18 protein-coding genes and 2 pseudogenes are annotated in these 13,405 nt (G+C 46.9%); 12 read left to right on the top strand and 8 right to left on the bottom strand.

Annotated features, from left to right (window positions below; translation table 11 throughout):
- Positions 1-262 precede the first annotated feature (262 nt).
- The 3 genes from K2G43_RS06390 (at position 263) to mnmA (ending at position 3,660) form a co-directional block, all read left to right on the top strand.
- Entirely contained in the window at positions 263-1,585 is a 1,323-nt protein-coding gene (locus K2G43_RS06390; RefSeq protein WP_300153607.1) for a WD40-like domain containing protein, read from the top strand.
- A 76-nt stretch (positions 1,586-1,661) separates the two neighbouring features.
- Complete coding sequence (locus tag K2G43_RS06385) at positions 1,662-2,237, top strand: YdeI/OmpD-associated family protein (RefSeq protein ID WP_300153605.1); 576 nt, start codon at positions 1,662-1,664, stop codon at positions 2,235-2,237.
- Between the two features lie 358 nt (positions 2,238-2,595).
- Positions 2,596-3,660 (top strand): tRNA 2-thiouridine(34) synthase MnmA, encoded by a 1,065-nt coding sequence (mnmA, locus tag K2G43_RS06380; RefSeq protein WP_300153603.1) that lies wholly within the window; start codon positions 2,596-2,598, stop codon positions 3,658-3,660.
- On the opposite strand, the gene K2G43_RS06375 is transcribed toward mnmA, so the two are convergent.
- Positions 3,651-4,313, bottom strand: coding sequence for a response regulator transcription factor (locus tag K2G43_RS06375; RefSeq protein WP_300153601.1), 663 nt, complete (start codon positions 4,311-4,313; stop codon positions 3,651-3,653). The two genes, mnmA and K2G43_RS06375, sit on opposite strands and share 10 nt — an antisense overlap.
- 154 nt (positions 4,314-4,467) lie before the next feature.
- Between K2G43_RS06375 and K2G43_RS06370 the strand changes: the two genes are divergently transcribed.
- The 7 genes from K2G43_RS06370 to K2G43_RS06340 all read left to right on the top strand — a co-directional run bounded on the left by K2G43_RS06370 (position 4,468) and on the right by K2G43_RS06340 (position 7,284).
- Positions 4,468-4,692: a DUF3791 domain-containing protein gene (locus K2G43_RS06370; protein WP_300153599.1), complete on the top strand. Its 225-nt coding sequence runs from the start codon at positions 4,468-4,470 to the stop codon at positions 4,690-4,692.
- Positions 4,689-5,177 (top strand): DUF3990 domain-containing protein, encoded by a 489-nt coding sequence (locus tag K2G43_RS06365; protein WP_300153597.1) that lies wholly within the window; start codon positions 4,689-4,691, stop codon positions 5,175-5,177. Before K2G43_RS06370 ends, K2G43_RS06365 begins: the two co-directional genes overlap by 4 nt.
- Positions 5,174-5,395 carry a hypothetical protein gene (locus K2G43_RS06360; RefSeq protein WP_300153595.1) on the top strand — a complete coding sequence of 74 codons (222 nt, stop codon included), beginning with the start codon at positions 5,174-5,176 and terminating at the stop codon, positions 5,393-5,395. The genes K2G43_RS06365 and K2G43_RS06360 overlap by 4 nt, the downstream gene beginning before the upstream one ends.
- 351 nt (positions 5,396-5,746) lie before the next feature.
- Complete coding sequence (locus tag K2G43_RS06355; protein WP_297643225.1) at positions 5,747-6,022, top strand: zinc ribbon domain-containing protein; 276 nt, start codon at positions 5,747-5,749, stop codon at positions 6,020-6,022.
- The gene (locus K2G43_RS06350; RefSeq protein ID WP_300153593.1) at positions 6,019-6,567 is read left to right on the top strand and encodes a GNAT family N-acetyltransferase; all 549 of its coding nucleotides are present in this window, start codon (positions 6,019-6,021) and stop codon (positions 6,565-6,567) included. The genes K2G43_RS06355 and K2G43_RS06350 overlap by 4 nt, the downstream gene beginning before the upstream one ends.
- A complete protein-coding gene (dmpI, locus tag K2G43_RS06345) occupies positions 6,548-6,748 on the top strand; it encodes a 4-oxalocrotonate tautomerase DmpI (protein ID WP_297643222.1) in 201 nt (66 codons plus the stop codon). The genes K2G43_RS06350 and dmpI overlap by 20 nt, the downstream gene beginning before the upstream one ends.
- A complete protein-coding gene (locus tag K2G43_RS06340; protein WP_300153591.1) occupies positions 6,745-7,284 on the top strand; it encodes a GNAT family N-acetyltransferase in 540 nt (179 codons plus the stop codon). The genes dmpI and K2G43_RS06340 overlap by 4 nt, the downstream gene beginning before the upstream one ends.
- Positions 7,285-7,417: 133 nt before the next feature.
- On the opposite strand, the gene K2G43_RS06335 is transcribed toward K2G43_RS06340, so the two are convergent.
- The 7 genes and pseudogenes from K2G43_RS06335 to K2G43_RS06305 all read right to left on the bottom strand — a co-directional run bounded on the left by K2G43_RS06335 (position 7,418) and on the right by K2G43_RS06305 (position 12,510).
- Complete coding sequence (locus tag K2G43_RS06335) at positions 7,418-8,758, bottom strand: permease (RefSeq protein ID WP_300153589.1); 1,341 nt, start codon at positions 8,756-8,758, stop codon at positions 7,418-7,420.
- A 9-nt stretch (positions 8,759-8,767) separates the two neighbouring features.
- The gene (locus K2G43_RS06330; RefSeq protein WP_297643218.1) at positions 8,768-9,001 is read right to left on the bottom strand and encodes a thioredoxin family protein; all 234 of its coding nucleotides are present in this window, start codon (positions 8,999-9,001) and stop codon (positions 8,768-8,770) included.
- 18 nt (positions 9,002-9,019) lie between these two features.
- Positions 9,020-9,616, bottom strand: a pseudogene (locus tag K2G43_RS06325) (sulfite exporter TauE/SafE family protein); the annotation flags it as partial.
- Entirely contained in the window at positions 9,502-9,882 is a 381-nt protein-coding gene (locus K2G43_RS06320) for a nitrophenyl compound nitroreductase subunit ArsF family protein (RefSeq protein WP_300153609.1), read from the bottom strand. The pseudogene K2G43_RS06325 and the gene K2G43_RS06320, both read right to left, overlap by 115 nt.
- Before the next feature lie 88 nt (positions 9,883-9,970).
- On the bottom strand, positions 9,971-10,297 hold the full coding sequence (locus K2G43_RS06315) for a metalloregulator ArsR/SmtB family transcription factor (protein WP_297643216.1): 327 nt from the start codon (positions 10,295-10,297) through the stop codon (positions 9,971-9,973).
- 457 nt (positions 10,298-10,754) lie between these two features.
- Positions 10,755-11,444, bottom strand: a complete 690-nt coding sequence (locus tag K2G43_RS06310; RefSeq protein ID WP_300153586.1) for a 4Fe-4S binding protein — start codon at positions 11,442-11,444, stop codon at positions 10,755-10,757.
- Between the two features lie 139 nt (positions 11,445-11,583).
- On the bottom strand, positions 11,584-12,510 hold the full coding sequence (locus K2G43_RS06305) for a hydrogen peroxide-inducible genes activator (RefSeq protein WP_300153584.1): 927 nt from the start codon (positions 12,508-12,510) through the stop codon (positions 11,584-11,586).
- A gap of 105 nt (positions 12,511-12,615) precedes the next feature.
- Between K2G43_RS06305 and K2G43_RS06300 the strand changes: the two genes are divergently transcribed.
- Both K2G43_RS06300 and K2G43_RS06295 read left to right on the top strand, forming a co-directional pair.
- Positions 12,616-12,801: a 4Fe-4S dicluster domain-containing protein gene (locus tag K2G43_RS06300; protein WP_297643211.1), complete on the top strand. Its 186-nt coding sequence runs from the start codon at positions 12,616-12,618 to the stop codon at positions 12,799-12,801.
- A 298-nt stretch (positions 12,802-13,099) separates the two neighbouring features.
- Positions 13,100-13,256 (top strand): annotated as a pseudogene (locus K2G43_RS06295) (helix-turn-helix domain-containing protein); the annotation flags it as partial.
- Positions 13,257-13,405: the final 149 nt, after the last annotated feature.

The following is a 13,405-nucleotide window of genomic DNA, read 5'->3' as shown; positions in this document are numbered from 1 at the left end:
CGCCTACTCGGCGGCATCGTTATTTTTGTATTATACCCAGCCCAAAAAAAATTGGATTCCCTTTCAAATCCTGATGGGGATATGTGTGCTACTGTTTGCTTTAACAATAATACCCCCCCCCCATTGGGCCGACAGGGTATGAATGTCAGAGAGGCTTTTGTTTAAGATGCAGAGTCCTCGAAATGAAAAAGTTGTGTTTGCGATGCAATGTTTTTGCGTTTTCGGTATTTATTATGTAGTGAACAATTAAAACCTAAAAAGAATGAAGAATAAAAACTTTTTCAGAATGCTGTTTGTGGCATTCCTCGCCGTGGCAGGACTGGCTGCCTGCCATGACGACAAAGAGCCGGATATGCCTGTATTTGTTGAGAATGCCGGAATTTTGGAAAACGGGCAGACGCTTTCTCCCGGGGCAATCGTTCATCTGGAAGGCGGAGGTTACCTTGAAACCGACGATGTGATTTTGAATTTCTTTTGGGAAACAGGCGACAACCTCACACCGGAAGGGGCTATTAAAGGGTATTATGCGAAAGTCATAGCTAAGTCATACGATGGAATGACCATCCAAATGCCGTATCGGAAACCGGCTTCTCGCGTGGAGGTAAATCTCATGCGCAATGGCAAGTTGATGAATATCGGCAATGTAAACCTTACCGACGGCCTTACTCCCAAAGAATTTAACTTGTATGGTGTGTATAATGCGGCTAAAGTCATGTTAGGTGATGAAAGACAGATAACAAGATGGCTTAATGGAGATAACGACATAAGTGATTTGAAATCATGGACATTGAATATGCACCCTGATTTTCATTCAGCTTTAGGTGTATATCGGGCATACGGTATTTGTGGATTGTCAAAAGAAAATGATAATCAGTACCCGTTTTTCTTTGACTTGTGCACAGAAGAATGGAGCAAACTTAGCGATATGAATACAATCGCATTGTACGGCAATGGCAATGCGATAGGAGCGATACAGAGCGATGACGGCAAGTCGTATGGAGCCAACTCCATTTCGGGCGATTTGGAACGTTCGGACGATTATTTAGTTTCAAGAGCATCGTCACCACAACCGACCCTCAGATTCGCATTGCCTGACGGAGTGGAAGCCGGACAATTCGGAGAGTTTCCCGGTGCATACACATCCCGGATTGTGCTGTTGTCGGCAAACAAAGGAAACGGGAAGTGGGTTCCCGTATTGTTCAGTTTCAATCAAGGCTTTAAGGCATTGGATGAGATGGATGCAGAATGGCTTATACCGTTTTCTGTACGTTCGGTTGCGAAAGACGAGTTAGGGAATACCCGATGGATATCCGGTTTCATCGTAGTACGGGACAAAAGTGAAAGTGGCTGTCGGAGTTTATTCTATACTGTAGATGAAAATGGGGCTCTTACGAAAGAACCGATAGCCCAATACCCCAACAAGGCTTTATCGGCCGCTGCGAATCATGACAGACCGGGAACACTGACTGTTCATTTTGAAGCGTACCGTGCTGGTAATGTAACAGAAGAATACTCGTTTGAGAAACAAGAATGGACATCGGTCAATGTATTTGGAACATTTGATGAGATTGTATGGATTAATTAATGTGAAATTGCCGTAATTCGTGTGTACTCATGTCATTTGACAGATTCTTTTGGCCTATCGAAACAAGGAAGAAAATATGACCCCGAAAAATATACTCGACATCACGAACCGTTCCGACTTCCGCGAATGGTTGACGAAGAACAGCACGGTTGAGAAAGAGTGTTGGATAGCGGTGAAGCGCGGCAAAACGCCGCCGGAAGGTGCTTTGTGGTACCTTGATGCTGTCGAAGAAGCCTTATGCTTCGGATGGATAGATTCGACGGTCAAGAATGTGGATGGCGTAACGCTCCAGCGTTTCGGTCCGCGAAGCAAGGGTGGAAGATGGACCGAACTCAACAAGGAGCGTTGCCGACGGCTCGAAAAGATGGGCATGATGACAGACAAAGGTCGTGCGGCTTGTCCCGACCTGGATGCGGAATTTGTCATCTTGCCCGAAATTATTCATGCCTTTCGTGCCAATCCGGAGGCATGGCGGCACTTCAAGACTTTCCCAAAACTTTATCAGCATGTCAGAATCGACAATATCCAAAGAAACAAGGCGAACAAGCCGTTGTTTGAAAGTCGGTTGCAGAAACTTATCGAGGCAAGCGAACGCGGAGAGATGATAGGCGATTGGCATGACTGCGGACGTTTGCTGGACTATTCTTTCTAACTTGTTGTCGGAATAACGCAGAGCCATGATAGGCACTTGCATGATTATGTTTCAGCGTAAAATATCCTAATACTCATAGCGTTTCTTCCGTACTATATCTTGATAAATGCCACCCCTCGTTCTGAGGTATTGTGGACGGGGTGAAAACTTAGTAAAAATCCGGGGAGTTTTTAGTAAAAACGGATAAGGGCTTTGGTAATGGAGAGAAATGTTTAATGTGATTTTGCCGCTTTTCCATAAAATAATTGGCTTATCTACCACAATTGTGGTAGATAATTCCCTAACCTGTGGCATTGCTCGTCCTGTTCGTTCGCTCTATCTTTGCAAGGTCTGAATGAATCTGAAAATACGAAGACGAATGAATATTGCTGTATTGTTGTCGGGAGGTGTGGATAGCTCTGTGGCTGTACATCTCCTTTGTGAACAGGGTTACCGTCCTTCCCTGTTTTACATCAAGATAGGGAGAGACGATGCCGGTTATATGGATTGCTCTGCGGAAGAGGATATGGAGATGGCTTCTGCCGTTGCCCGGCGTTATGGATTGACGTTGGAAGTGGTGGACCTGCATCGGGAGTATTGGGAGCAGGTGGCTGTTTATGCCATTGATAAGATAAGGAGTGGATTGACTCCTAATCCGGATGTGATGTGCAACAAACTGATAAAGTTCGGGTGCTTTGAGCAACGTGTGGGGAAGGAGTTTGATTTTACGGCAACCGGGCACTATGCCACTACCGTGTTGCGAGACGGAAAGATATGGCTCGGTACTGCTATTGATCCCGTGAAGGACCAGACGGACTTTCTGGCACAGATAGATGCCCTGCAAGTTTCAAAATTGCTCTTCCCGTTGGGGGGACTGATGAAACATGAGGTTCGTAACATAGCCTTGCGTGCCAGATTGCCTAATGCCAAACGTCGTGATAGCCAGGGAATCTGTTTTCTGGGAAAGATTGATTATCGTGATTTTGTACGTCGTTTCCTCGGCGAAAGGGAAGGGGATATTGTGGAGTTGGAAACGGGCAGGAAGTTGGGGAAGCATCGAGGGTATTGGTTTCATACCATCGGCCAGCGTAAGGGATTGGGATTGAGCGGAGGACCGTGGTTTGTGGTTCGTAAAGAAGTCGAAGGAAACGTAATCTATGTATCTCAAGGATGCGATACGTCGTTGCCATACGGCAATGAATTCAAAATGCGTGATTTTCATTTTATTACTGATAATCCCTGGAGAGAGGTGCAGGAGGAAGTGGAGGTGGCCTTCAAAATACGTCATGCACCGGAGTTTGTCAGGGGGCGATTGCAAAAGGAGGGGGAAGGGTACCGCATAATATCCGAAGAACAGTTGCAAGGCATTGCACCGGGGCAGTTCGGAGTGGTATATGATTCCGATGCCCGGTTGTGCATTGGCAGTGGGGAGATTTATATGTAATACTCTATTAAATTCACGATGCCGCTTTTCATGGCATATTTGATGGCTTCGTGCACATTGTTTACCCCCAATTTCCGGAAGATGTTTTTCCGGTGGCTGTTTATTGTGTGGAAACTGAGGTTGCGTTCGGCGGCTATCTGTTTAGTCGTTTTTCCTAAGGCTATTTCTTTCAGGATGTTCTGTTCGACAGTGGTCAACGGGGTGTTTTTGAGAGTGGGAGAGGAGGAAAAGGAGGAGTCGTTGGCTGTAAGCAGCAGGTTGCTGACGTGGTTGCAGATGAACCGTTCTTTGCGCAAGGTGCATTGTATGGCTGTCAATATCTCTTCTTTGGAATTGTCCTTTAGCACTACGCCGAATGCCATGCTGCCGAATAACATCCGGCGTAGGAATGGCAGGTTCAGTTCGTCGGAAAAGAGTAGCCAGTCCGCTTCTTTGAAACGCTCGTGGAGCACTATCAGTTCTTCTGCTCCGGAGAAGTCAAAAAGGGTGTAGTCTAAGATAACGATGGAGGTGGAATGCAGGCGCAGCTGTTGCACAAGTTCCGCTTTGTTGCCGGCCTCCAGCAGTAGGGAAGTCTCTTTCAGGTTGCTCAGTAGGAACATCAGGCCGGCTTTGGTGATGTCTTGATTGTCTGCAATGATAAATTCTCTCATGACATTCATTAGATAATAAATCTTGCTGCAAATGTACACACATCGGGCGTTTAATGCAAAATCTTTTTATGAGAAAGAACGGTTTTCAAATTTTATTTGTAGCTTTGTGTCAAACATCAAAGTATTATAAAATAGTAAACCATAAAGCATAAGCATGGATAAGAAAGAAACATTTGACAGAATAGAATATGTGGTAGCGTGTGTCGGGGCTTTTGCCCAACGATACAAACTTTCAAATCCGCAGGCTTATGCCTATCTGCGCCGTTTCACCGGCATAGATTTTCTTCTAGACTGCTATGCAGCCGAACACACATTATCTATAGACGATGCGGTTTCTGACCTTCAAGTGCTTTGCAGCAGGAAAGGGGGAAAGATATGATTCGGCTCTATCACGGTTCCAACGTGGCCATTGAACAGGTTGACCTTTCACTCAGCAAGCGCGGTAAGGATTTCGGGCAAGGTTTCTATCTCAACGTCAATCGAGAACAAGCTATGGCAATGGCTATCCGTACAGCCCGATTTCTGAACGAGGGGAAACCCACATTATCATGTTTTGAATATGATGAAACAGCCGCAGACGCTTTGGGATTGGCTGTTAAGGTGTTTTCTGATTACTCAGAGGAATGGGCTGAATTTGTAGTGATGAATCGCAATAACGAGTCCGATGCTCCTGCGCATCCTTATGACATCGTAATCGGCCCTATTGCTGATGACACGATCGGTGTTCAGATTCGCAGATACATAATGGGATATCTGTCTGCCTCAGCATTGGTTGCAGAATTGAAATTTAAAGGGAACCATGCCGTTCAATATTTCTTCGGAACTTCTCGCGCCGTTGAACTTCTAAAACGCATTGAATTATGACACAGGACATCCAGTTTCAGATAGAATGCCTTGCCACAGAACTGACAGAGATGTTGATGGCAGAGTATGGTTGGGACATACGGCGTGCCCTTGATGAACTCTATTCTTCGGCAACCTTCACTAAACTCAACGACCCCGAATGTGGTCTTTATTATCAAGGAGCCGTTTATATTTTCCAATTTCTCAAATCGGAAATCGAAACCGGGAAAATCGCATAAGTCAGTCCTGAATCTAATTCTTTTTTATGTTCAGCCTGAAGAAATTTCCTTTAATCTAAGGGATATTAAGGAATTTGAGTACTTTTGCATTCGGATGGAGGCGACTCACGTCCGAAACATACGAAATAATAAGAAGCGTTATGCTTATCTTGTAAGTTAGAAACCTGAGAAATTTCAAACGTAGTACGAGGGCAGCATAGTGGTTCTCACGCTATAGCGTGGGCTGCTATTCCCATATCCGTACTACCGGGTTTTCTCAGGACCTCTGACTTACGACATGGCGTTGCAGTCTGCGCTTCTGCGTTTAATGACTTGCCCTATAGGACTGAGGGGCTAAAAACAAAAAAAGATATGGAACAAAAATTCTGTCAGAGCTGCGGAATGCCGATGGCTGCTGAGATTTATGGTACAAACGCCGATGGCTCTCTAAATGAAGACTATTGTATGTATTGTTACAAAGATGGGGCATTCACCGGTCCGGCTGATTGTACGATGGAGCAGATGATTGACTTTTGCGCTCAGTTTACTGACGAAATGAACAAACACACCGGACTTAACTTGACACCCGAACAGGCAAAAGAACAGATGCGCCAGTTCTTCCCCCATCTTAAACGCTGGAAGAAATGATGATTGAAACAGAAAGACTTATCCTCAGACCCTGGCAGGAGAGTGAGGCTGCCACTTTGTTCAAGTATGCCTGCGACCCGGACATTGGTCCCATTGCTGGCTGGCCACCGCATACATCCGTAGAAAACAGCCTGGAAATCATCCGGGCTGTATTTTCTGCGCCGGAAACATACGCCGTTGTTCTGAAAGATACAGACGAGCCTGTCGGCAGTTGCGGAATCATGTTCGCAGACAGTCTTCACTCCGCTACCATGAAGCCGGGCGAAGCTGAAATAGGCTACTGGATTGGCAAGCCTTATTGGGGAAAAGGTTTCATCCCGGAAGCGGTCAAAGCTCTACTATCGAGATGCTTCAATGAGTTGGCTCTTGATGCTGTGTGGTGCGGATATTATGAAGGAAACAGCAAATCGAAACGGGTTTGTGAAAAAAGCGGCTTCAAGTTCCATCATACGAACCATGACATCCTGTCTCCACTCGGAGACAAACGGATAGAGCATTTCTACCTAATGACTAAAGAAGATTATCATGCCATACATATCCATTGAAAGCGGAAAACTGACCGCTGAACAGAAGAAGCTGCTGATAGAGAGGCTCACGATGACCGCCTCTGAGATAACTCACATCCCGGAACAATTCTTCACAGTGACTATTAAGGAATTGCCGGACGAGAACTTCGGTATCGGCAGCAAGTCAATTGACGAAATAAAACGAAATTATAACAGATGAATTTGTCTTTACGCCCATATCAACCTTCGGATGCTGCGGTGATTACATCGTGGCTTAAAAGTGAATACCTTATGCGTCAGTGGTGTGCCGACAGGTATGAACGGTTTCCCGTCACGCCCGACGATATGAACGCTTATCATGAACGGTTCATTGACGGACAACGCTCACGAGCCTTGACAATGGTGGATGGTAATGATATTGTGGGATATATCACCTTACGCATTCCCGATGGCAGGACTGATGAACAGCGGATAGGCTTTGTGATTGTGGATGATTCAAAGCGGGGGCAAGGTCTTGGGAAAAACATGATTAGAATGGCGGTTGATTTTGCGCTCAACAAACTGGGTGCGGCAAAGGTGTCACTTGGCGTCTTTGAGAATAATCCTTCCGCCATCAGATGTTATGAATCTGCTGGGTTTGTGTGCGTGGTCGCCTCAAGTACTGAGTGCTATTTTTGTTTGGGAGAAACATGGAATTGCATTGAAATGGAGTGGGGGGGTAAGAAAGTCGCAATGGTGGAATTGGCCGGAGGATAGGATTCGTGATGCTATACGCGCTATTCAATCGGGGGATATAGAAGCGATGAAATAAAATCGGCAATGGCTTCGCAGCCCGGTTCTGCGAAGCCGATGCTCCCAAATAGAGTGCTTACCTCTTTATTGCCACGAATCAGCAGAAACTGCCAAACACGAAACCGGACAAAGTAGCCATCACGATGACGAGCGCCACATACACGACTGTCTTCTTTGTTCCCAAAACGCCACGGATGACCAGCATGTTAGGCAAGGACAATGACGGACCTGCCAGCAGCAACGCCAAAGCCGGTCCTTTGCCCATGCCCGAAGCCAGCAGGCCTTGAATAATAGGCACTTCGGTCAGCGTGGCGAAGTACATGAATGCTCCGGTGAAACTGGCGAAGAAATTGGACAGCAGCGAATTGCCGCCTACCGCCCATTCTATCCACCGATTGGGGATGACACCTGCGATAGCGGTGTGGTCGTGTGTTGACCCCAACAGAAAGCCTGCCGTCATCACGCCGATAGCCAGCAACGGCAATATCTGTTTGGCAAATCCCCACGAGGCAAGTGCCCATTCCCGGTTCTCTTCATTCCCCTTGTCGGAAAGCAAAATGACGGACAATGCCGTAATGCCTGTGAGCATCGGCACAAGCGGAACTAATTTTGCCTGCCTGATGAACAGAGGGGCAAGGAGCGCGGAACAGCCCGTTGCAACAGCACCGAACACCACCCACCGGGCGCGTAGCTTCAATATCTTGATGAGCGACCCACACAGCAGAAGCGATAAAGCCCCCGTTATGTACCATTTATAGCTGAAAACGGCTTGCCACACTCTCGCATCGGAGGTGTCGGGCGCACCCCAATTCGCAAACACAAGAATCAGCACCAGCATAAAGAAATGGAACGATGTCTGCCATATCGGACGCTTTTCGGGCGGAGGGACGATATTCATCTGTTCCTCTTTCTTCGTTTGCTCTTCCTTACGGAAAATGAACGACATCGACAAGCCGATAATGACGGAGAACAACACCGCTCCGATAATTCGTGCCATACCCATTTCAAAGCCTAAAATCCGTGCTGTCAGGATGATAGACAGCACGCTGATTGCCGGACCGGAATAGAGAAATGCGATGGCTGGTCCTAATCCTGCTCCTCGTTTGTAGATGCTGGTGAAGAGCGGCAGAATCGTGCAGGAACACACGGCAAGAATCCCACCCGAAACGGCAGCCACCGTGTAGGAGAGGCATTTTCTGGCATTCGCTCCGAAGTACCTCAGCACAGAGCTCTGGCTGACAAATACGGCAATGACCCCTGCAATGAAAAAGGCCGGCAACAGGCACAACACCACATGTTCCTGCGCATACCATTTCGCAAGGTCGAGGGTAGCGCTGACGGCTGTCATAAACCGTTCGCTTTCTGTTGGCAGGAAGAATGCCGTCATAAAGACGGCAACCGTCCAAAGAAGGATTTTCAACTCTTTTTTCGTATCCATTGCCGCCTCTTAAATGTCAAGCACTTTTCGTATCTCACTTTCCGACGGGACGTGTCCCTTTATTTTCACTGCTCCGTCCACTATGACAGCAGGGGTTGCCATTACACCGGAATTGATAATCTCCACAATATCCTCCACTTTCGTAAGCCTCACTTCCAGGTGGTTTTCGTTGATTACCTTTTCGATTGCCTGATAGGTTGCCTTGCATTTGGCGCAACCTGTTCCCAAAACTTTGATTTCCATATTATTACTTTTTATTGATTAATACATCATTACACAATAATATACCCCGATAGCCATAAATACGCCTCCTACTATCCGGTTCAGCCATTTCTGCACCGTCTGCATCTTGCCGTAAAAACTGCCGATGTGCTGTACGCTGAATGCCAGTATCCAGGCGACTGTCAGGACTGGCAACGCGGTAGCCACGGCAAAGAGTACAGGCAGCAGATAGCCTGCGGTAGTGGTGGCGGACATGGGTATCAACATTCCGAAATAAAACACGCCGCTCGTGGGGCAGAATGCCATGGCAAACAGCATCCCGAGCAGGAGTGCTCCCCAACCGCCTTTGCGTGCCAAACCTTCACCGTTGCCACTGAAGCCGAACGAAGGAAGTTTGAGCTTATTGCCAAACAGCATGAACATTCCGATGAGCACCAACGCAGGTCCCAGAATAAGTTCCCCATATTTTCCGATGAACTTCTGGATGCCGAACAGGCTTGTGCCCTCTCTCAATATCAAAATCAATACGATTCCCAATGCCGTATAGGCGATGTTTCCTTTCTGTCTTTCCATTGGCAGATGAAGAGAGCCGACCAGGTGACTTCGTACTTTTCGGCAATCTTCTCGTTCTCTGCCCGTGACAGGTCGATGGTCTTGAAGACAACCGTTCCGTTTCTTAATTCATCTGCCAGTTGCGTTTCGATGGCTTCTTTGGTATTCTTTTCTATAGCCATGCAGGTGGCGCAACGCTGCTTTCCGTGAAAATAGAGGATTTCCACCCGGTCTTTTGCCGCTTGTTGCTGCGTCTGCTCTGCTTTAGCTGTCTCCTTCTTTTGGGATTCATTGCTGCTGCAAGCGGTCAGTCCAAAACAGAGGACTAATCCCAAAATCCATTTGTTCAAACTTCTTTCCATACTACTTTTTTCTGGTTAAACTTCTATTGTTTGTATTTCGTAAAATTACGAACGTGTAGGCTGAAAAAAATTGTCGCTATCCGCAACAACTTTCTTTTTTGCACACGCATTGCCCGAAGAACTCGTTGAAAAGCATGGAGGCTATTTTCCAGTTCTCCCGGTTGATGCAGTATTTCACTTTCGGTGTTTCTATCTCTCCCTGTATCAGCCCGGCATCTTTCAGCTCTTTCAGATGTTGGGACACGGTGGCTTTGGCGATGGGGAGGACTTCGTGGATGTCTCCGAAGAAGCAGTTGTCTTGCTTTATCAGAAATTCCATAATCGCCACTCTTGCCGGATGTCCCAGAGCTTTGGCAAAGCGAGCAAGCTGCTCCTGCTTCGTGGTATATTCCTTGTTGTTCATGTTGGTTCTTCTCCTTATTTTTTGTTTGATGTTCGCAAAACTACGAACAGGTTTCGTGTTATCAAGAAGAAGCCTCCTTCTTTTGAGATTTTTTAACGCCATCCATGCTTTCGTAATTGCTTAGTTGCGCTTACCTGATTGGATTTCAATAGCTTGTAGGGATGTATTCTGGTGCAGGTGGAAGTGGGTTTAAAATAAGCAGGTAATCCTCTGACTTTAATTCCCCTTTTTAAGGTTGTTAACTCCATTAAGCGCTGTTTTTAATTCGTTAGATAGCCGTTTCCCTTTCGTTAGACAGCTGTTGTCTATTCGTTAGACGGTTGTTTCTCTTTCGTTAGACAGCTGTTTAACGAATAAAATACGCCGTTTCTGTACATATTCCTGTGCAACAGGGTGTATAAAAACGCCTGATTGATGTGTTAATGGACAGCTGTCAGAAGTTGCTTATGCGATAGCATTATTGAGGATTTGCCTTCATCTCAGGAACCTTCAGCGGACACCCCTCCACGCACCTTCCGCACTTGAGGCAGTCGGGGTGTAGGAATCCTTCCGCTTCATTCCTGCTTTCATAAGGTTTCAGCTGCATAGGACATACGGCGGAGCAGAGTTTGCATCGGGTGGTGCATCTTTCGCCTACAAAGATGCGGCGGTAGTTTTCGGGCAGCTTGCCGCTGCGTGGCGTTACCCATGACGACAGCGTGCCCATGGGGCAGAACGAGCACCAGGTGCGCGGCGCATATACGAACGAAAGGATGACACCCATTATCGTGGTGACGAGTATAATTGTCCAGAAGACCTGCCCCATGGCGTTCCAGTCGCCCCAGGCACGGTACATCTGTATGCCGAACATGGTGAAGATGAACATCACCATGAAAATGCGGAATCCTTTGGTGCGTACAAACGCCGGAATCGGCCTGTGGGGCGAGTATTTTGCCAGCACCCTGTCATACAGGCTTCCGCGTGGGCAGGCGTTCCCACACCACCAACGTCCCCTGCTCACGGCAAATGCCACCGGCGCAATCATGCAGATGACGGCAAGGAAGCCGATGACGGGATAAAAGTAACCGACAACAAGATATGCCAGTAGAATCCAATACAATGGAAAGCCCTTTCGGGGGAGAGAACGGAAGAATTGTTTACGTGCCATACGATTTTTTGCTCTAAGTTTTTTTCTATTGGTGCAAAATTAGACAATCCGTCGCATAGACGCAAACCATAAAACCGATGCCCGTATCGGTTTTATCAATCAAAACGCAGCTTTATCAATCAAAACGCAGCTTTATCAATCAAAGCACTATCGGAAACTTTTTTATCCGTTGGTTGAGCATCGTTTCCGGGATAATGCTCTTGATGGCATCGGCAAGGATGTTCAACAGTCGTTCGCGCACAAAGTTGCGATGCACCACAAAGGCAATCTCGCGAGTCGGTTCAGGAGGAGTGAATGTGCGGACGTTGGCTTGCTGGCATTCCTGGAGAAGGGGCACATGCAGTTCCGGGATGATGGCATACCCACCGTTCTCGTCCACAATTTTGATGAGTGTCTCCACACTACCTGCCTCGTAGATGGCGCGTCTGCCGGCAACGCGGTTGCAAAACGGAAAGACGTCGTGATTGGGGCAATAGCCTTCGCGAAGCACCCACACGCTCTCAACGGGAAGCCGGTCTGCCGTTAGAGCCGCCTCGTGATAGATGGGAGCGTCCGGCGACACGTATGCCATCAAGCGTTCCCGATAGACGGGGATTTCCAGCAACTCATTGTTGTGGAGCGGCGTTGCCAAAAGCGCCACGTCAAGCTCTCCGCGTTCAAGCTGTGAGAGGATGGCGGATAGCCGTGCCTCTTCCACGTGCAACTGTATGTCCGGGTGATGGGCGGATAAGTACTTGAACATTTGGGGCAGCAGATAGGGCGCCACTGTAGAGGTGATGCCGAGCGAAACCTTGCCGACAGACTCCCCCTTGCGCGTAGCCACCAGTTCCCTGACCTGTGCGGCGTTGAACAGCACCCTTTGGGCACGGCTTATAATCTCTTCTCCCACCGCCGTGGGCTTTACGGGGTGGCTGCCACGGTCGAATATAGTCACGTCGAGTTCAAACTCCAATTTCTGAACCAGCGATGACAAGGTGGATTGCGATACATTGCACGATTCTGCCGCCTTTGCAAAATGGCGGTATTTGTCAACCGCCACGATGTATTCCATTTGTTGAAGTGTCATACGATTTCGATTCCTGTTCGGTTATTTCGATGCAAAGATAGATAAAATCTATTTTGAAGAACAGGGCTTTTCTCCTAAATTTGCCAACAAAAAAAAGCAATAGTTATGATACAAGTCGATAAGAACACATGTCCGCACGACCACGTCTGTCCGCTTATCAAGGCGTGTCCGGTGGGCGCCATCTCACAGGACTCCGAAGGATTCCCGGTGATAGATTACAATCTCTGCATAGAATGTGGCAAATGCGTTAAGAAATGCCCGATGAAGGCGATGAAGGTGCGTTCGGCATAATGCTGAACAACAGAAGGGGGCAAAATAGAGTTTTTACCACAGATTGTTTGATTAGTAAGTATTTAAAGAAAAATCTGTGTAATCCTAAGTAATCTGTGGTGAGTTTTGCACATCCCCTTTTCAATATTAAACAGTCAAATAAAAACGGATGAAATTCGGTGATTTGTGGCGATTCCGTTTGGTGATTTGTGATGATTCTGTTCGGTGAATGTATTCTGTTTATTCGGTAAATTGTCACCATGCCCCCGTATGTATCCGCTCTTCGACATTGATTTCCTTCTGTTTCGGAAGAAAGGCATTTTCACAATTCGTCACGCAATACCGTTTGAACACGGCTTGCGAGCTGTTGAGGCATTCGCAAAAATCCGTGTCGGAGATATGCTATCTCATAGGATTCAACGACCTGCTTCCATTTTGTACGGGTATTTGCAGGCGCAATGGAAATGCCGCTGTAATTTGTTTTGAATTTTTAATGCCTGAATCAAATTTATAATTTGCTAATTATTAACATGTTAAATATGTTTGTGCTCAGTACGGTACTGAATGAGGTTCACTATACGACTCATTCAATATGTGTTTAATTGTCTATTTTTTTTATATCTGT

It is taken from the genome of Bacteroides sp. (assembly GCF_029057325.1).
Taxonomy (GTDB): Bacteria; Bacteroidota; Bacteroidia; order Bacteroidales; family Bacteroidaceae; genus Bacteroides.
Note: the sequence above shows the minus strand (reverse complement) of the source record. Positions and strands in the feature narration are given on the sequence as shown.